The organism is Siccibacter colletis (assembly GCF_025914095.1).
GTDB classification, from domain to species: domain Bacteria; phylum Pseudomonadota; class Gammaproteobacteria; order Enterobacterales; family Enterobacteriaceae; genus Siccibacter; species Siccibacter colletis.
In genome coordinates this window covers 1,428,772-1,445,938 of the sequence record NZ_CP074352.1, presented here as the reverse complement: position 1 = coordinate 1,445,938, position 17,167 = coordinate 1,428,772, and the positions used below count along the sequence as shown (strand labels likewise).

Genomic DNA, 17,167 nt, shown 5'->3' with positions numbered 1-17,167 from the left:
CTGATGGTAACCCCTTGTTTAATCTGGCGGAAGCGCAGAGATTCGAACTCTGGAACCCTTTCGGGTCGCCGGTTTTCAAGACCGGTGCCTTCAACCGCTCGGCCACACTTCCGGAATGACGCGAACTATAAACATCCCGTGCCTGCCTGTAAAGCCCGAATATGTTCAATCGCTTTAAAAACAGTCAAATTACGGCTAATCGGCTGAAATTGAAACAATATGCTCAGTTTAACAACAGATTCGGCGGGCCTTTCACCCGCCGTCATCCGGTTAATGCGCTTTGATGTACAGGTCTTTGGTTGCAAAGCGCCCCATCGCATCCGGAGCAAAGCCGCCAACATACGGCTTCACCAGTTGGGAACGCACATAATGGTAGACCGGTATCGCGGGCACATCAGTACTGAGGATATCCTCTGCCTGCTGATAATATTTGCCGCGCGTCGCGCTGTCCGTCGCTTTCGCCGCATTCAACAGCGTCTCGTCGTAAGCCGGATTAGCGTAAAGCGAGGTATTTTCGCTGTTGCCGGTGCGGAAGTTGTTCAGGAATGTCGAGGCGTCATCGTAATCGGCAATCCACGCATAGCGCACGGCGTCAAAGTTACCGGTGTGCATGGTGTCCAGCATGGTTTTCCACTCCTGGTTTTGCAGCACGGCCTGCACACCAAGATTCTTCTTCCACATTGAGCTGGCAGCAATGGCGATACGCTGATGAGATTCCATGGTGTTGTAGAGCAGATTAAACTTCAGCGGGTGTGACTCATTAAAACCGGCCTCGTTCAGCAGGCGTTTCGCCTCAGCGAGACGTTTATCCCGCGGCCAGCTGGCGTAGTCAGGATTTTTCAGCGTGATACCGCCAATTTCAGGCTGGCTTATCAGCCATGCCGGACGCTGCCCCTGCCCCAGCACTTTTTCAGCGATGATGTCTTTATCAAGACCCATATTCAGCGCGCGACGCACCCGGGGATCGTTGAACGGCGCTTTGGTGGTATTGAACTCGTAGTAATAGGTGGCGAGCTGCGGATCGGTATGCACTTCGCTGCCCAGAGACTTCTTCAGCTGGGCGTACTGGTTCAGCGGCACGCTGTAGGTAATATCAATCTCACCCGCTTTATAACGATTCACGTCTGCGGTCTGAGAGGTGACCGCCAGCCAGGTCACTTTATTAATCACCGTATGCGCATTGTCCCAGTAGCGCGTGTTGCGCTCACCCACGACACGTTCATTCACTTTCCAGTCCACCACGCGATAAGCGCCGCTGCCCACAAAATGTTCCGGACGCGTCCAGCGATCGCCGAAGCGTTCTACCGCGGTTTTATCCACCGGCACCATCGACGGGTGCGCCAGCATATTCAGAAACGCGGCGGTCGGCTGGGTCAGGGTCACTTCAACAGTGTTGTCGTCCAGCGCTTTGACGCCCAGCGTATCGGGTGATTTCTTGCCTTCGGCAATGTCAGCCGCGTTAACGATATGCATACTGCCGGGATAACTGGCGTAGGGTGAGGCAATGTCCGGGGTGACGAGGCGGCGCCAGCTCCACACGACGTCTTCCGCAGTGATGGGTTCGCCGTCGGACCAGGTAATCCCCGGACGCAGATGGAACACCCACACCGTGCCGTCTTTATTTTCCCAGCGCTCAGCGAGACGTGGTTCGATGGTGCCGTCTTTACGCACGGCAATGAGCCCGTCGAAGGTATCAGTGATGATGTTGAACTCGACGTCGCTCTCCACTTTATGCGGGTCGAGCGTTGCCGGTTCACTGCCGTTATTGCGTACCAGCTCCTGCTTCTGCGCAAGTTTTGTGCCCGCCGGCACTTCTGCCGCCTGAACGCTGATGGCCATGACGCTCAGTGCCAGCACCGACACGACGCCTGCACTCCGTTTTCCTTTCATAGATTGCCTTTATAGTTGTGTTGTGGTGTCTCTCATTTCTTAGACCGCTAACTAACCAAAAGCAATGCATTTCATGGGCATATAAGATGTTGATCTGATATTCGATGAAAAACGTCAAAACCGCAGGAATAAACAGTTTCACCCCGGAATATTTTCACTAAGTCACTGAGTAAAGATGGGTAAACCCCCTTTTACCCTTCCCGTCCCGCCCGTATCCTCACAGACTAACTACACCTGTAATGAGAGAGTGACGATATGGATCGCTTAATTACCTCCTCACGCGACAGCGCATCGCTGCTGAGCACCCATAAAGTTCTGCGCAATACCTATTTTCTGCTGAGCCTGACGCTGGCGTTTTCCGCCCTGACGGCGACCGCAAGCACCCTGCTGGCGCTGCCTTCTCCTGGCCTGATTATTACGCTGGTGGGTATGTATGGCCTGATGTTCCTGACTTACCGTCTGGCCAATAAACCGACCGGTATTATCGCCGCCTTTGCTTTCACCGGTTTCCTGGGCTACATCCTCGGGCCGATGCTGAACACTTATCTTTCTGCTGGCATGGGTGATGTAATTGCCCTGGCGCTGGGCGGTACGGCGCTGGTGTTCTTCTCCTGCTCGGCCTACGTACTGACCACCCGTAAGGACATGTCCTTCCTTGGCGGTATGCTGATGGCGGGTATCGTGGTAGTGCTGGTCGGTATGGTGGCAAATATTTTCCTGCAGCTGCCGGCGCTTCATCTGGCCATCAGTGCGGTGTTTATCCTGATCTCTACCGGCGCAATCCTGTTTGAGACCAGCAACATCATCCACGGCGGGGAAACCAACTACATTCGCGCGACGGTAAGCCTGTACGTATCCATCTACAACATCTTCGTCAGCCTACTGAGCATTCTGGGCTTCGCAAGCCGCGATTAACCCTTCCGGGCTGCGCGCCCGAAGGTAAAACAGGCACTGCCGCTGCTCGTCAGCCAGTGCCTGTTTTTTTTACCGCTTTTGGCTCTCCCCCACGCTTTTGTTACACTGCCGCCAGTTTTACTATTCAGATGAGTGCGTATGTTAACGTTTGAAGGCAACACCTTTGAAACCGATGGCGAAGGCTATCTCAAGGACTTTAACGCGTGGAGCGAAGGCCTGGCGGAGGTCATCGCCGGAAATGAGGCAATTACCCTGACGCCGGAACACTGGGAGGTGGTGCGCTTTGTGCGTAACTTTTATCAGGAGTTCAACACCTCACCAGCAATTCGCATGCTGGTGAAGGCGATGGCGCAGAAGTTCGGTGAAGAAAAAGGCAACAGCCGCTATCTCTATCGCCTGTTCCCGAAAGGCCCGGCCAAACAGGCCACCAAAATTGCCGGCCTGCCGAAACCGGTGAAGTGCATTTAATAGCGGATCCCGAAGTCGCGCCCGGCTTCTGACGCCTGGCGTGGCTCGGTAAGAACGCGGTCAACCTGTGCGCTGCGCGGCCCGCCCGCTTTCAGCCAGGCGATAAGTTCTTCAACCTTGTCCTGTTCACCGCAGATCAGCACTTCCACGCTGCCATCATCCAGATTTTTTGCATAACCGGTTAATCCGAGGCGTTTTGCCTCATGCTGTGTGCTGTAGCGAAACCCCACGCCCTGCACGCGGCCATGAACCCAGGCTATGGTACATACTGTAGTCATCTCGTTTTTCTCCTGCTGGTGAGGCCGCGTTGCATTTCCCGGCTGAAGTCGGGAGAATGGCGCCCATTTTCGATTAAGAGCAGCATAGCAAATTATGAGTGTACGTTTAGTGTTAGCCAAAGGGCGCGAGAAGTCGTTACTGCGCCGCCACCCGTGGGTCTTTTCTGGTGCCGTCGCCCGTCTGGAAGGCAAAGCGGGTCTCGGGGAGACCGTGGATATTGTCGACCATCAGGGCAAGTGGCTGGCACGCGGCGCATACTCGCCGTCGTCACAGATCCGGGCGCGCGTCTGGACTTTCGACAAAAACGAAACCATTGATATCGCCTTCTTTACCCGCCGTCTGCAGCAGGCTCAGCAGTGGCGCGACTGGCTGGCGGAAAAAGACGGGCTGGACAGCTACCGTCTGATTGCCGGGGAATCCGACGGCCTGCCGGGCATCACCATTGACCGCTTCGGTAACTTCCTCGTGCTGCAACTGCTCTCCGCGGGGGCTGAATACCAGCGTCCGGCGCTACTGAGCGCGCTGGGTTCGCTTTATCCTGAATGCGCCATCTATGACCGCTCAGACGTAGCGGTGCGTAAAAAAGAGGGGCTGGAGCTGACCCAGGGGCCGGTAAGCGGCGAGCTGCCGCCGGACCTGCTGCCCATTGAAGAGCACGGCATGAAGCTGCTGGTGGATATCAAGGGCGGCCACAAAACCGGCTACTATCTCGACCAGCGCGACAGCCGTTTTGCGACTCGTCGCTACGTGCAGGATAAGCGCGTGCTGAACTGCTTCTCCTATACCGGCGGTTTCGCCGTTTCGGCCCTGATGGGCGGTTGCCGCCAGGTGGTGAGCGTCGATACGTCTCAGGAAGCGCTGGATATCGCGCGTAAAAATGTGGAGCTGAACCAGCTGGATCTCAGTAAAGCGGATTTCGTGCGTGACGACGTGTTTAAGCTGCTGCGCAAATACCGCGACCAGGGCGAAACCTTTGATGTGATCGTCATGGACCCGCCTAAATTTGTCGAAAACAAGAATCAGCTGATGGGTGCCTGCCGCGGTTATAAAGACATCAATATGCTCGCGATTCAGTTGCTTAACCCGGGCGGCTTGCTGATGACCTACTCCTGCTCTGGCCTGATGACCACCGATTTATTCCAGAAAATCATCGCTGACGCCGCTGTAGATGCCGGTCGTGATGTACAATTTATAGAGCAGTTCCGTCAGGCTGCGGATCACCCGGTGATCGCGCCCTACCCGGAAGGACTCTATCTGAAAGGGTTTGCCTGTCGCGTCATGTAACTTGAAATGAGAAAAATTGCCCGCATATCTTTTGCAGTGCAATTTTTCCCGGGAGGTGACTATGAATGCCAGCAAATTCGGTATCGGCCAACAGGTTCGTCACTCGCTGTTGGGTTATCTGGGCGTCGTGGTCGATATCGACCCCGAGTACTCCCTTGATGAGCCAGAAGAGGACGATCTGGCAGTCAACGCCGATCTGCGTGCTGCGCCCTGGTATCACGTGGTGATGGAAGACGATGACGGCGAGCCCGTCCACACGTACCTGGCAGAAGCGCAGCTGAGCGGTGAGCCTCAGGACGAACACCCTGAACAGCCTTCACTCGATGAACTCGCTCGCACCATACGTCAACAGTTACAGGCTCCGCGCCTGCGTAACTAAAAAAAACCGGCTGACGCCGGGTTTTTTATTAGCGGCTCAGGCCCAGCCGTGGAATTTCAATCGCCGGGCATTTATCCATCACCACCTTCAACCCCGCATCCCGCGCCAGCACCGCCGCCTGATCGTTTATCACGCCAAGCTGAAGCCACAGGGTTTTCGCCCCGATAGCAATCGCTTCCTGCGCCACGCCCCAGGCCGCTTCTGAATTGCGGAATACGTCAACCATGTCCACTTTCTCCGGCACCTCAGCCAGCGTGCCGTAGCCCTGCTGTCCGAGCAGGGTTTTACCCGCCACCTTTGGCGACACCGGGATTACGTGGTAACCCTGGTCAAGCAGATAGGACATCACCCGGTAACTCGGGCGGTCGGGCTTGTCACTGGCCCCCACCAGCGCAATGGTGCGCGTCGATTTGAGTATCTCTGCAATATCAGTCTCTTTCATAACGACCTCCGGCGAATAATTCATAAAGTGTATGACATAGCCTCGCGGTGCACCACGTTGTGTGACTGACTGCGCCTCGCGTTTTTTCCCGTTACGGCTTGCAGCAATAATTACTTTCAGTAATCTGTCTGCATCAAATCATTCAGGGAAAAAATATGGAACTGACAACCCGGACGCTGGAACCCCGTAAACACATTGCGCTGGTCGCCCACGATCACTGTAAAGCGCTGCTGATGAAATGGGTCGAGCGTCATCATGAGATACTTTCCCGCCACACGCTCTATGCTACCGGCACCACCGGCAACCTGATCCAGCGCAACTGCGATTTGAACGTCAACGCGATGCTGAGCGGCCCGATGGGAGGCGATCAGCAGGTCGGCGCGCTGATTGCCGAAGGTAAAATCGATGTGCTGATCTTCTTCTGGGACCCGCTTAACGCCGTGCCGCACGACCCGGATGTGAAAGCCCTGCTGCGCCTGGCAACCGTGTGGAATATTCCCGTGGCGACCAACGTCTCCACTGCCGACCTGATCATCGAATCGGCGCAGTTTAGCCAGAGCATTGAGATTGGCATCCCCGACTATCAGCGCTATTTGTCAGAGCGCCTGAAGTAGCCGCCGCCGTCGCCCTCAGGGTTTGCGGGCGACGGGAACATCAAGCCGTTTGAGAATATCGACAAACGACGACGGCTGCGCTTTATCGAACAGTAACCACACCTTCTGCCTGGCGCGCGTCAGCGCCACGTACAGCAAACGCCGCTCCTCGGCATCGGGAAAATCTTCTGTCTCCGGCAGCAGCGCCTGCTCCATAATTGACTCTCGCGCCGGGGCCGGGAAACCATCCCTGCCCGCATTCAGTCCGAGGATAATGGCGTAGTCCGCCTGCTGGCCTTTGCTGGCGTGAATGGTCATAAAGTCGACATTCAGCTTCGGCCAGCGGGTGGCCGCCTTTTCCAGCGCCGCCGGGCGCAAATGGTGGTAGCGTGCCATTACCAGAATCCGCTCATCGGGTTTTGCATAGCCGCTCAGCTTGTCGAGCAGAGGCTCAAGCTGGTCCTCTCCCAGCAGCGTAACGGCTTTTTTATCCCCTGCGGTCAGGCTATTGAGCGGCTTCGTCAGCTGATGAGGGTTTTGCTGAATGAAGCGGTTGGCGATCTCACCGATGCGGCTGTTGAAACGGTACGTGGTATCCAGCGCCGTCTGATCCCCTTCGCCAAAATGGTGGCTGAATGCTGTGGTAAGAGACAGCTGTGCCCCGCTGAAGCGGTAGATAGCCTGCCAGTCATCACCCACCGCGAACAGCGTGGTGTGCGCATTCTGGCGACGCAGCGCGGCAAGCAGCGCGGCACGCTGGGGCGAGATATCCTGAAACTCATCCACCAGGATATGTTTCCAGGGACTGACGAAACGCCCCTTGTCCAGCACGTTGATCGCCTGATGAATCAATCCGGCAAAATCGACCGCGTTTTCAGCTTTCAGCGCAGTCTTCCAGGCCTTGAGCAGCGGAGCCATTAATTTGACCCGTTTGCCAAACAGATCGCGCACCGCCTCCGGCGCATCGGCAATCATCTGCGCCTGCGCTCCGCCGTGGGTACGCATCAGACCAAGCCAGCGATCGAGCCGCGGAGCAATGCGCTTGATAACCCCCGCATCCTGCCAGAATTCGCCTTCCGGCAACGTCCATTCCAGCTCCTCTTCCAGCCACTGGCGCCAGCCCTTAAGCTGCGCCTTCTTCTCGCGACACTGCGTCTGCCACGCCTCGATCAGCAGCGCGTGGCGGGCTGCAGTATCATTTTCCAGCGCCGTCAGGGTCGGCGCTTTACGGCTTCCCTGGCTGATGATGTAGAGCGCCAGCGAGTGGAAGGTGCGCGCGGTGATGTCGCTGGTGTGCAGTCGCGAAGCGATGCGCTCATCCATCTCCTGCGCAGCTTTACGGCCAAACGCCAGCAGCAGGATCTGCTCGGCGCTGGCTTGCTGACGCAGCAGCAGCCAGCCCGCGCGGGCCACCAGCACCGACGTTTTGCCGCTCCCGGCACCCGCGAGCACCAGCAACGCATCTTCGACATTCACCACCGCCCTGGCCTGCGCCGGATTAAGCGGGGAGCTCTCTACGCTGGTGAAAAAGTCGTCGTAGCGCGCCAGCATCGCAGCGGTATATTCCTGATTATGCGCAGCGCGTCGTTGCTCACTGTCGCTGAGCCATGCCTGGCATTTCTGCCAGGGTTCACGAGTGATGTCGAATTCGTTCAGTCGCGCCTGAGGCAGCGGCAAGGCTGCGCAAGCCGCCTGAATGCGCTGGGCTATTCCCTCAATATCACGTCGTCTGAGCCACTGCTCGTTGCCGACCAGCTGGTCGATGGCGTCCAGCGCTTCGTTCAGCACCCGGGCAGCGATGTCGCTCATCTCCTCGCTCCAGCTGTTCCACAACGCAGAAAGCTGCTGATAAAAGCGCTGGGTATCAGTCCACTCGGTGCCATGCAAACGCACAACTTTCTCATCCGGCAGCACGAATTCCAGTTCGCCCCAGACCAGACCGCGTTTGCAGTTTATCGCCAGCAACTGATTGAACGGGATCAGATATTCGTGCTTATCGCCGGCCACTTTCACCCCTGCCGTAAGCAGCGTGACGCGATCGTAGGGGTGCTGCGCGAGACGTTTGCCAAGAGACGTTGCTTTGAGTTCCATGTCGATGCCAGAGTAAACGCAAAATGAGCCGTCAGTTTACCCGTCACAGAGATCACGCTCCAGAGCAAAAACGCGTTACAATTGCTGCGGTTAGTGATTTGGCTCAGACGACACGCCGGGGAGGCGATATGCGCACCGTTCTTAATATCCTTAATTTTGTTCTGGGTGGGTTTGCCACCACGCTGTCATGGCTGCTGGCGACGCTGGTCAGCATCATCTGTATCGTCACGCTGCCGCTTACCCGCTCGTGCTGGGAAATTACTAAACTGTCGCTGGTACCCTACGGCAATGAACCGATCCACGTTGATGAACTGAACCCGAACAGTAAAAATGTGCTGCTCAACACCGGCGGTACGCTGCTGAACGTGTTATGGGTGATTTTTTTCGGCTGGTGGCTGTGCGTGATGCATATTGTGGTAGGCATTGCCCAGTGCGTTACGCTTATCGGCATCCCGGTGGGCATTGCCAACTTTAAGATTGCCGGCATTGCGCTCTGGCCGGTTGGACGCCGCGTAGTCAGCGTTGAAACCGCACGCGCAGCCCGGGAAGCCAACGCCCGTCGTCGTTTCGGGTAACACAAGGAACGCCCGCTTATGCTCAGCCCCCTGCTACGCCGTTATACATGGAACAGCGCCTGGCTCTATAACCTACGGATCTTTATTGCGCTCAGCGGCACCGCTGCGCTGCCGTGGTGGCTGGGCGAGGTAAAGCTGACCATCCCGCTCACCCTCGGGGTGGTTGCCGCCGCACTGGCGGATCTGGACGACCGGTTAAGTGGGCGGCTACGCAATCTGCTGATCACCCTGATCAGCTTTTTTATCGCCTCGGCCTCCGTCGAGCTGTTATTTGACTGGCCGTGGCTGTTTGCTTTTGGTCTGACGCTATCCACCAGCGGATTTATTCTGCTCGGCGGCCTTGGCCAGCGCTATGCCACCATCGCTTTTGGCGCCCTGCTGATCGCGATCTACACCATGCTCGGGGTCTCGCTCTACGATCACTGGTATCAGCAACCGCTGCTGCTGATTGCCGGTGCGGTCTGGTACAACCTGCTGACGCTGGCCGGGCATTTACTGTTTCCTATCCGCCCGCTGCAGGACAATCTTGCCCGCTGCTTTGAGCAGCTTGCCGCCTATCTTGAGATTAAATCACACCTGTATGACCCGGATATCGAAAGCGACCGCGATGCACCGGTTGTCGAGCTGGCGCTGGCTAACAGCAAGCTGGTTACCACCCTTAATCAGACCAAAGCCTCGTTACTGACACGGCTGCGAGGCGATCGGGGCCAACGCGGTACCCGGCGCACGCTGCACTATTATTTCGTCGCCCAGGATATTCACGAGCGTGCCAGCTCGTCGCACATCCAGTACCAGGCCCTGCGTGAAAAATTTCGCTACAGCGACGTCATGTTCCGCTTCCAGCGCCTGCTTTCCATGCAGTCCCAGGCGTGCGCACAGTTATCACGCTCTATTTTACTGCGAACGCCCTATCAGCATAACCCACGCTTCGAACGCGTATTCAGCCACCTGGATGCCGCGCTCGACCGCATCCGCGCCAGCGGAACCTCTCCCGCAGAGATGAAAGCGGTGGGCTATCTGATAAGCAACCTCAAGGCTATCGACGCGCAACTGGCAACCATTGAATCGGAACAGGCACTGGCCGCGCCGCGCGTCGAATCTGAGCATCAGCTCGCCGACGACGGCCTGAACGGCTTCAGCGATGTCTGGCTGCGCCTGAGCCGTAATTTCACCCCGGAATCAGCGCTGTTCCGCCACGCGGTGCGCATGTCCATCGTATTGTGCGTCGGCTATGCCTTTATTCAGCTTACCGGCCTTGAGCATGGCTACTGGATATTGCTGACCAGCCTGTTTGTCTGCCAGCCCAACTACAACGCCACGCGGCACAGGCTGCGGCTGCGCGTGCTCGGGACGCTGATTGGTGTCGCCATCGGCATTCCGGTGCTGTACTTCGTTCCCTCGCTTGAAGGACAGCTTATTTTGATCGTTATTACCGGCGTGCTGTTTTTTGCCTTCCGTAACGTGCAGTACGCCCACGCCACGATGTTCATCACGCTGCTGGTACTGTTGTGCTTCAACCTGCTGGGCGAAGGCTTTGTGGTAGCGATGCCGCGCATCTTTGATACGCTGGTGGGCTGTGCTATTGCCTGGGCGGCGGTCAGTTTTATCTGGCCAGACTGGCAGTTCCGCCGCCTGCCGCAGGTGATTAGCCAGGCGCTTAATGCTAACTGCCGTTACCTGGATGCCATTCTGGAGCAGTATCACCAGGGGCGTGATAACCGCCTGCAATACCGTATCGCCCGCCGCGATGCTCATAACCGCGATGCGGAGCTGGCCTCGGTAGTGTCGAACATGGCTACAGAACCGCAGGCCAGCGCCACGCTACGTGAAACCGCGTTTCGCCTGTTATGCCTGAATCATACCTTCACCAGCTATATTTCTGCGCTCGGTGCGCACCGTGAAAAACTGACCAATACGGCGATCCTGCAACTGCTGGACGATGCCGTATGCTACGTCGATGATGCGCTGCACCACGCGCCTGCAGACAAACAGCGCTTGCAGACAGCACTTGCTGACCTGGCGCAGCGCATCAGCCACCTTGAGCCGCGCGCAGACAGTAAAGAGCCGCTGGTTCTTCAGCAGATTGGATTACTGATCTCGCTCCTGCCGGAACTCAGCTCCCTGCAACAGCAGATCGATCACTCGCCAGCATGAGTCTGATCACCGCGCGTGACACGGTGATACCACTCATGCAGGGCGTTACGTGTGTCAGAGGGCAGCGCGGCGGAGTGGAGCCCTGCCACCGCGCCCGCCAGCGCCATCAGCGCCCGGAGTCCGGCATGTTTGTTAATTTGACGAATACGCAGCCAGGCTTCCTGAGGACCACAGGCCTGTAGGGTTTGGGCGTCGCGAATCTCAGCCGCGCACAGCTGCGCCTCAAGCTGAAAAGTAATATTTGGCAGATCCTTCAGCCGCTTTATCGATTCGCGTTTGAACTTTTCCCGGCGGGCATCCTGTAAGGCGCGCGTTGAAAGCTGCAATAGCGTTGCTGGTTCCTGCCACAGCTGCTCCTCCACCAGAAAATAATTGAGTGAGATGCGTCTGCCCCGCTTGGGCAAGCACAGCAATTTTGGCTTTGTACCCACATGGTATTCGGCGCAAGCTTCGCAGGCCCGCAGATAGAGCTCGCCTTCACAGACCATCGCGAACACGGTGTTGTCGATGGCCAGACTGTAGCCCCCAAACAGCGCCCGACAGTCAATCTTGCCCAGCGACTTGAGGTATTCCCGAGATTTATTGATTCTGTCATAAGATAAAGATTTCATGATAATTTCCTTATTAATCATCATATAAGACTCTTTTCATGTAATTAGTAGAGCCTTTAACAGGAAAATATTTAACTTAGGGGATAACAGCAACCGGAATTTAATCTGTTCCGAAAGTAGCGATGAATTTTGCGAGCCGCTTCCGAAATTTTTGATTGATCTTTATGCGAAGCAGCAGTACTGTATATGCATACAGTAACCCACAGGCGGGATTCATTATGTACGTATCTGGTTATGAAACACACCCTGACCACAAACAACCTCTTTCGCAGGATCGTCACGCTTCCGGCGAGACGGTAAAAGGTATGATCAGTGAAGTGGTTTACCGTGAAGACCAGCCGTGGGTAACGCAGATGGTGCTGCTGCCGCTGCTGCAACAGCTTGGTAAGCAATCGCGCTGGCAGCTGTGGTTAACGCCGCAGCAAAAGCTGAGCCGTTCATGGGTGCAAACCGCTGGTCTGCCGTTAACTAAAGTGATGCAGGTGAGCCAGATGGCTCCGGAATTTACGGTAGAGACGATGGCGCGCGCGTTACGTACCGGTAACTACAGCGTCGTGATTGGCTGGCTGCCTCATGAGCTCACCCGCGATGAGCAAAAAATACTCACTGAAGCGGCAGAAATGGGTAATGCGGTAGGCTTTGTGATGCGCCCTTTGCAGAGCACATCGTACAGCCACGGACCACTTTCTGGCCTAAAGATTCATTCGAGTTTGTATCATTAAGTAAATTTAAGAGAATTCCCACGTAATATTTTTGTCACGGCCAGGCCATTAACAATTAAGCAATAGTTCCCTTCCTGCTTAGGTTTGCTGGGGTTTTCATCAAAATGCGTTGTCCAAAAAAAAGGCATAAATGTTAAAAAATATGTTTGCAATCTGTTTTTTTTCATATGCCTGACGGGGTTCACACTTGTAAGTTTCCAACTACGTTGTAGACTTTACATCGCCAGGGTTGCTCATCATAAACCGAACTTATCGGTAGAGTTACAAATGAGCCAATAACCCCGGTGTAAGGATTTAACCGTGAGCTCTTTTAAGGCGTTCATGGCCATTTTGGATGATAACGAGGCGCAAAAAATGAAAAAGACAGCTATCGCGATTGCAGTGGCACTGGCTGGCTTCGCTACCGTAGCGCAAGCCGCTCCGAAAGATAACACCTGGTACACTGGTGCTAAGCTGGGTTGGTCCCAGTACCACGACACCGGTTTCGACGGTAACGGCTACGACAATGGTATCGGTAGTGGTCCGACCCACGAAAACCAGCTGGGCGCAGGTGCCTTCGCAGGTTACCAGGTTAACCCGTATGTTGGTTTCGAAATCGGCTACGACTGGCTGGGACGCATGGAGTATAAAGGTCAGCCAGAAAACGGCGCGCTGAAAGCTCAGGGCATCCAGCTGACTACCAAACTTAGCTACCCGGTTACTGACGAGCTGGACGTTTACACCCGTCTCGGTGGTATGGTATGGCGTGCAGACGCTACCGCTGTTAACGCGGAAGGCGTTCGTCTGAAAGACCACGACACCGGCGTATCCCCGCTGGCTGCTGGTGGTGTTGAGTGGGCAGTTACCCGCGACATCGCTACCCGTCTGGAATACCAGTGGACCAACAACATCGGTGACCGTAACACCGTTGGTACCCGTCCGGACAACGGCATGCTGAGCGTTGGCGTTTCCTACCGTTTCGGTCAGGAAGAAGCTCCGGCTCCAGTTGTAGCTCCGGCTCCGGCTCCGGCTCCGGAAGTACAGACCAAGCACTTCACTCTGAAGTCTGACGTTCTGTTCAACTTCAACAAAGCAACCCTGAAACCGGAAGGTCAGCAGGCGCTGGATCAGATGTACACCCAGCTGAGCAACCTGGATCCGAAAGACGGTTCTGTAGTGGTTCTGGGCTTCACTGACCGCATCGGTTCTGACTCCTACAACCAGGGTCTGTCTGAGAAACGTGCTCAGTCCGTAGTTGACTACCTCGTTTCTAAAGGTATCCCGTCTAACAAGATCTCTGCACGTGGCATGGGTGAATCCAACCCGGTTACTGGCAACACCTGTGACAACGTGAAAGCGCGTGCTGCGCTGATCGATTGCCTGGCGCCGGACCGTCGCGTAGAAATCGAAGTTAAAGGCATCAAAGACGTTGTAACTCAGCCGCAGGCTTAAGTTACCCGCTCTTAAAAAAACCCCGCTTCGGCGGGGTTTTTTATTTCGGGTCGTCGGTAAAAACGTTAAGGCTTCTCTTTACCCAACATCGCCTTTAGATCCTGCTTGAGCGTGGACATCTGCGACGCGTATTTCTCTTTGCGCTCCGCATCTTCAATCAACTGGACGATGGTTTCTGATAGCGTCACACCGCGTCGCTGTGCCAGACCGGCGAGCCGCTGCCAGACCATAAATTCAAGGTCGATAGATTTTTTGCGGGTGTGCTGATGTTCAGCATTGAAATGACGTTTGCGGCGCGCACGAATGGTCTGCTTCATCCGGTTCGCGAGTTGCGGATTCATGTGCTTATCAATCCATCCCAGCACTTTTACCGGCTCGTTCTCCATGCTGAGTAACAGATCAACTGCCTCTTTCGCCGCGCTGGATTCAATATAGCGAGTAATAAGCTCACCTTCCCGGTGCTTTTTCACCAGATATTTCCATTTCCAGCCGCTCTCGAGATTTTCTAGTTGTTGATATTTCATCGTAATCTCAGTGTGACCGCGTAACTCATTTCAGAATATCAGTTTTTTAGCATTTCGCTGAGCATAAATCGTCTGGATGTGAAACCGCGTAAGAATCTTAGCGTCGGGTGGCGCTTTAGCGGTGTGCTGCCTCGCCGGTTACGGTATAATCCCGCTTTTGAAATCTGACTGAAAAAACATCGACTTTGACCATTACCCGATTAGACTGGCAGGCGCTCAAGCCGGACACCGACAGCTTTGCTGAAGTGTTGACCACGCCGACAACGCATGATGATGACGTTGATTTCACCGCTATCCAGCCGCGTTTATGCTATGGACTTGAACAGTTCAATCAGCCCCGGGCGTCCTCATCATGGATGCTGGTTAAAGCGCTGGAAGCCTCTGAATACCTTCACCTGGTGGCGCAGTTAGCCGAACAGTATGCCTCCCCGAATACGGCGGCTGCTGGCGGACGCTATGTTATTAATGGCCATCAGGTTACCCTTCACACCGCACTGTCCCCTGCAGATGATTTCGCCGCTAAAGGCGACGTGGTGGTTGCTGACTGGATCGAAAGCGAGCAGCTGTTTGGCTGTGTGCGTCAGTTTGGGGCCGAGCTGAGCCTGCAACCAGGCCTGATCCATCGCGCTAACGGCGGCACACTGGTGCTTTCCCTGCGTGCTGTACTGGCGCAGCCGCTGCTGTGGTTGCGTCTCAAGCAGATGGTGATCCAGCGTCGTTTCGACTGGCTGCCCATCGATGAAAGTCGCCCGCTGCCGGTCGCGGTCCCTTCCCTGCCGCTGGATCTGAAAGTCATTCTGGTTGGTGACCGCGAATCGCTGGCTGATTTCCAGGAAACAGAGCCAATGCTCGCCGAGCAGGCCATCTACAGCGAATATGAGGATACGCTGCAGATTGCTGAAGAGAGCGACATGGCGCTCTGGGCTGGCTGGGTGTGCGCTACCGCGCGGCTGCATCAGCTGCCGTTGCCCGGCGATGATAGCTGGCCGGTGCTGATCCACGAAGCCGTGCGCTATACCGGCGACCAGCAAACGCTACCGCTCTGTCCGCTCTGGCTGACGCGCCAGCTGCGCGATGTCGTTGCTTTCAGCGGCAGTGAACCTTTCACCGCCTCGCATCTTACAGAGATGCTGACTGCCCGGGAATGGCGCGAAGGCTTCCTTGCCGAGCGCATGCAGGACGAAATCCTGCTCGATCAGATCCTGATTGAAACCGAAGGCGAACGTGTTGGCCAGATAAACGCCCTGTCGGTGGTGGAATTCCCCGGTCATCCGCGCGCCTTCGGCGAACCCTCGCGCATCAGTTGCGTGGTGCACATCGGCGACGGCGAGTTTAACGATATCGAACGCAAAGCCGAACTGGGCGGCAACATCCACGCCAAAGGCATGATGATCATGCAGGCGTTCCTGATGACCGAGCTGCAGCTCGACCAGCAGATCCCGTTCTCCGCGTCGTTGACCTTCGAGCAGTCCTATAGCGAAGTGGATGGTGACAGCGCATCAATGGCTGAGCTTTGCGCTCTCATCAGCGCGCTGGCGGAAGTTCCGGTTAAACAGAGCGTGGCGATCACCGGTTCGGTGGACCAGTTTGGCCGCGCTCAGCCGGTCGGCGGTCTGAACGAAAAAATCGAAGGGTTTTTCACCATCTGTGAAGCCCGCGGTCTTACCGGCGAGCAGGGCGTGATTATTCCTGCTGCAAACGTGCGTCATCTCAGCCTGAGCCAGAGCGTACTCGACGCGGTAAAAGAGGAAAAATTCTCTGTCTGGGCCATAGAAGACGTGCGCGATGCGCTACCTTTACTGACAACCCTGCCGTGGGATAGCGAAGGGCAAACCACCCTTCTGCAAGCCATTCAGGAGCGAATTAATCAGGCTACGCAGCAGGACGCGCGTGTGCGTCCCTGGCCGTTACGCTGGCTAAACTGGTTCAACCACAACTGATCGGACTTGTTCAGCGTACACGTGTTAGCTAACCTGCGTCCTTCACTAAAATAAGGCATACTTTAAACATGGTAGATAAACGCGAATCCTATACAAAAGAAGATCTTCTTGCCTCTGGCCGTGGTGAGCTGTTCGGTGCTGAAGGCCCGCAGTTGCCAGCTCCCAGCATGCTGATGATGGACCGCGTGGTCAAAATGACCGAAGACGGCGGTAACTTCGATAAAGGCTATGTTGAAGCCGAGCTCGATATCAATCCGGATTTGTGGTTCTTTGGTTGCCACTTTATTGGCGATCCGGTGATGCCGGGTTGTCTTGGTCTTGACGCCATGTGGCAGCTGGTTGGTTTTTACCTCGGCTGGCTGGGCGGCGAAGGCAAAGGCCGTGCCCTGGGCGTTGGTGAAGTGAAATTCACCGGTCAGGTTCTGCCGACCGCGAAAAAAGTTACCTACCGTATTCACTTCAAGCGTGTGGTAAACCGCCGCCTGATCATGGGCGTTGCCGATGGCGAAGTGCTGGTAGATGGCAACCTGATCTATACCGCTAACGATCTTAAAGTCGGCCTGTTCAAAGATACTTCAGCGTTCTGATCCCGCGTTAGTGGCAGGTCTCATAAAGGCGAAACCTCCGCAGTGCGGAGGTTTCTTTTTAAAGAGACTGAGTCAGGCGATTAAAGCCCTGTCCTCCATGGCTTCTCGCCAGCCTCCCATCCAGTAAGATCTTTGGTTCAGAGTCTGATACGGACACATCTCTTTTGACCGTCCGGTGATCCCGGCCTGATATCCACGATGATGAGCCCGTTCCAGGCGATCTCTTTTTTGTCTCTTCATGCCTCGTTTCCCTCATGCGTTAGTCTGGTGGAAAAGAAAACA

18 protein-coding genes and 1 tRNA gene are annotated in these 17,167 nt (G+C 55.6%); 11 read left to right on the top strand and 8 right to left on the bottom strand.

The annotated features are described in order from the left end of the window. Positions 1–24: 24 nt before the first annotated feature. Positions 25–112 (bottom strand) — tRNA-Ser (locus KFZ77_RS06875). Between the two features lie 158 nt (positions 113–270). Then, the gene (locus KFZ77_RS06870; protein WP_406678806.1) at positions 271–1,839 is read right to left on the bottom strand and encodes an ABC transporter substrate-binding protein; all 1,569 of its coding nucleotides are present in this window, start codon (positions 1,837–1,839) and stop codon (positions 271–273) included. A gap of 306 nt (positions 1,840–2,145) precedes the next feature. On the opposite strand from KFZ77_RS06870, the gene yccA reads away from it, so the two are divergent. Further along, a complete protein-coding gene (gene yccA / locus KFZ77_RS06865; protein ID WP_031520118.1) occupies positions 2,146–2,805 on the top strand; it encodes an FtsH protease modulator YccA in 660 nt (219 codons plus the stop codon). A 138-nt stretch (positions 2,806–2,943) separates the two neighbouring features. Beyond that, positions 2,944–3,273 carry a sulfurtransferase TusE gene (gene tusE / locus KFZ77_RS06860; protein WP_031520120.1) on the top strand — a complete coding sequence of 110 codons (330 nt, stop codon included), beginning with the start codon at positions 2,944–2,946 and terminating at the stop codon, positions 3,271–3,273. Here the strand turns inward: tusE and yccX are convergent. After that, the gene (gene yccX / locus KFZ77_RS06855) at positions 3,270–3,551 is read right to left on the bottom strand and encodes an acylphosphatase (RefSeq protein ID WP_031520121.1); all 282 of its coding nucleotides are present in this window, start codon (positions 3,549–3,551) and stop codon (positions 3,270–3,272) included. The genes tusE and yccX overlap by 4 nt on opposite strands. A gap of 94 nt (positions 3,552–3,645) precedes the next feature. Here yccX and rlmI point away from each other — a divergent pair, with 94 nt between their 5' ends. Together rlmI and hspQ are read left to right on the top strand one after the other, a co-directional pair. After that, the gene (gene rlmI, locus KFZ77_RS06850) at positions 3,646–4,836 is read left to right on the top strand and encodes a 23S rRNA (cytosine(1962)-C(5))-methyltransferase RlmI (protein ID WP_264385818.1); all 1,191 of its coding nucleotides are present in this window, start codon (positions 3,646–3,648) and stop codon (positions 4,834–4,836) included. A gap of 61 nt (positions 4,837–4,897) precedes the next feature. Further along, the gene (gene hspQ, locus KFZ77_RS06845; protein WP_031520126.1) at positions 4,898–5,215 is read left to right on the top strand and encodes a heat shock protein HspQ; all 318 of its coding nucleotides are present in this window, start codon (positions 4,898–4,900) and stop codon (positions 5,213–5,215) included. A gap of 28 nt (positions 5,216–5,243) precedes the next feature. Here the strand turns inward: hspQ and KFZ77_RS06840 are convergent, their stop codons facing one another. Beyond that, complete coding sequence (locus KFZ77_RS06840; RefSeq protein ID WP_031520128.1) at positions 5,244–5,657, bottom strand: CoA-binding protein; 414 nt, start codon at positions 5,655–5,657, stop codon at positions 5,244–5,246. A 155-nt stretch (positions 5,658–5,812) separates the two neighbouring features. Between KFZ77_RS06840 and mgsA the strand changes: the two genes are divergently transcribed. After that, the gene (gene mgsA / locus KFZ77_RS06835) at positions 5,813–6,271 is read left to right on the top strand and encodes a methylglyoxal synthase (protein WP_031520130.1); all 459 of its coding nucleotides are present in this window, start codon (positions 5,813–5,815) and stop codon (positions 6,269–6,271) included. A 15-nt stretch (positions 6,272–6,286) separates the two neighbouring features. Here mgsA and helD read toward each other — a convergent pair whose 3' ends face one another. Continuing rightward, on the bottom strand, positions 6,287–8,341 hold the full coding sequence (gene helD, locus KFZ77_RS06830; protein WP_264385817.1) for a DNA helicase IV: 2,055 nt from the start codon (positions 8,339–8,341) through the stop codon (positions 6,287–6,289). A 128-nt stretch (positions 8,342–8,469) separates the two neighbouring features. Between helD and KFZ77_RS06825 the strand changes: the two genes are divergently transcribed. After that, positions 8,470–8,916 carry a YccF domain-containing protein gene (locus tag KFZ77_RS06825; protein ID WP_264385816.1) on the top strand — a complete coding sequence of 149 codons (447 nt, stop codon included), beginning with the start codon at positions 8,470–8,472 and terminating at the stop codon, positions 8,914–8,916. A gap of 18 nt (positions 8,917–8,934) precedes the next feature. Next, positions 8,935–11,070, top strand: coding sequence for a YccS family putative transporter (gene yccS / locus KFZ77_RS06820; protein ID WP_264385815.1), 2,136 nt, complete (start codon positions 8,935–8,937; stop codon positions 11,068–11,070). On the opposite strand, the gene KFZ77_RS06815 is transcribed toward yccS, so the two are convergent. Next, positions 11,055–11,705 (bottom strand): TfoX/Sxy family DNA transformation protein, encoded by a 651-nt coding sequence (locus tag KFZ77_RS06815; protein ID WP_406678801.1) that lies wholly within the window; start codon positions 11,703–11,705, stop codon positions 11,055–11,057. The genes yccS and KFZ77_RS06815 overlap by 16 nt on opposite strands. Before the next feature lie 194 nt (positions 11,706–11,899). Here KFZ77_RS06815 and sulA point away from each other — a divergent pair, with 194 nt between their 5' ends. Together sulA and ompA are read left to right on the top strand one after the other, a co-directional pair. Further along, positions 11,900–12,403, top strand: coding sequence for an SOS-induced cell division inhibitor SulA (gene sulA, locus KFZ77_RS06810; RefSeq protein WP_264386156.1), 504 nt, complete (start codon positions 11,900–11,902; stop codon positions 12,401–12,403). A 354-nt stretch (positions 12,404–12,757) separates the two neighbouring features. Next, positions 12,758–13,834: a porin OmpA gene (ompA, locus tag KFZ77_RS06805; protein WP_152548355.1), complete on the top strand. Its 1,077-nt coding sequence runs from the start codon at positions 12,758–12,760 to the stop codon at positions 13,832–13,834. A gap of 65 nt (positions 13,835–13,899) precedes the next feature. Here ompA and matP read toward each other — a convergent pair whose 3' ends face one another. After that, entirely contained in the window at positions 13,900–14,358 is a 459-nt protein-coding gene (gene matP / locus KFZ77_RS06800) for a macrodomain Ter protein MatP (protein WP_264385814.1), read from the bottom strand. A 185-nt stretch (positions 14,359–14,543) separates the two neighbouring features. Between matP and KFZ77_RS06795 the strand changes: the two genes are divergently transcribed. Both KFZ77_RS06795 and fabA read left to right on the top strand, forming a co-directional pair. Beyond that, entirely contained in the window at positions 14,544–16,298 is a 1,755-nt protein-coding gene (locus KFZ77_RS06795; protein WP_264385813.1) for a Lon protease family protein, read from the top strand. 68 nt (positions 16,299–16,366) lie between these two features. Beyond that, a complete protein-coding gene (gene fabA / locus KFZ77_RS06790; RefSeq protein WP_031520146.1) occupies positions 16,367–16,885 on the top strand; it encodes a bifunctional 3-hydroxydecanoyl-ACP dehydratase/trans-2-decenoyl-ACP isomerase in 519 nt (172 codons plus the stop codon). Positions 16,886–16,957: 72 nt separating this feature from the next. On the opposite strand, the gene rmf is transcribed toward fabA, so the two are convergent. Continuing rightward, a complete protein-coding gene (gene rmf, locus KFZ77_RS06785) occupies positions 16,958–17,125 on the bottom strand; it encodes a ribosome modulation factor (protein WP_072001969.1) in 168 nt (55 codons plus the stop codon). Positions 17,126–17,167 lie beyond the last annotated feature (42 nt).

Coding starts and splice junctions, on each gene's coding strand:
- KFZ77_RS06870 (WP_406678806.1), bottom strand. CDS start 1,839: ATGGCCATCAGCGTTCAGGCGGCAGAAGTGCCGGCGGGCACAAAACTT.
- yccA (WP_031520118.1), top strand. CDS start 2,146: ATGGATCGCTTAATTACCTCCTCACGCGACAGCGCATCGCTGCTGAGC.
- tusE (WP_031520120.1), top strand. CDS start 2,944: ATGTTAACGTTTGAAGGCAACACCTTTGAAACCGATGGCGAAGGCTAT.
- yccX (WP_031520121.1), bottom strand. CDS start 3,551: ATGACTACAGTATGTACCATAGCCTGGGTTCATGGCCGCGTGCAGGGC.
- rlmI (WP_264385818.1), top strand. CDS start 3,646: ATGAGTGTACGTTTAGTGTTAGCCAAAGGGCGCGAGAAGTCGTTACTG.
- hspQ (WP_031520126.1), top strand. CDS start 4,898: ATGAATGCCAGCAAATTCGGTATCGGCCAACAGGTTCGTCACTCGCTG.
- KFZ77_RS06840 (WP_031520128.1), bottom strand. CDS start 5,657: ATGAAAGAGACTGATATTGCAGAGATACTCAAATCGACGCGCACCATT.
- mgsA (WP_031520130.1), top strand. CDS start 5,813: ATGGAACTGACAACCCGGACGCTGGAACCCCGTAAACACATTGCGCTG.
- helD (WP_264385817.1), bottom strand. CDS start 8,341: ATGGAACTCAAAGCAACGTCTCTTGGCAAACGTCTCGCGCAGCACCCC.
- KFZ77_RS06825 (WP_264385816.1), top strand. CDS start 8,470: ATGCGCACCGTTCTTAATATCCTTAATTTTGTTCTGGGTGGGTTTGCC.
- yccS (WP_264385815.1), top strand. CDS start 8,935: ATGCTCAGCCCCCTGCTACGCCGTTATACATGGAACAGCGCCTGGCTC.
- KFZ77_RS06815 (WP_406678801.1), bottom strand. CDS start 11,705: ATGATGATTAATAAGGAAATTATCATGAAATCTTTATCTTATGACAGA.
- sulA (WP_264386156.1), top strand. CDS start 11,900: ATGTACGTATCTGGTTATGAAACACACCCTGACCACAAACAACCTCTT.
- ompA (WP_152548355.1), top strand. CDS start 12,758: ATGAAAAAGACAGCTATCGCGATTGCAGTGGCACTGGCTGGCTTCGCT.
- matP (WP_264385814.1), bottom strand. CDS start 14,358: ATGAAATATCAACAACTAGAAAATCTCGAGAGCGGCTGGAAATGGAAA.
- fabA (WP_031520146.1), top strand. CDS start 16,367: ATGGTAGATAAACGCGAATCCTATACAAAAGAAGATCTTCTTGCCTCT.
- rmf (WP_072001969.1), bottom strand. CDS start 17,125: ATGAAGAGACAAAAAAGAGATCGCCTGGAACGGGCTCATCATCGTGGA.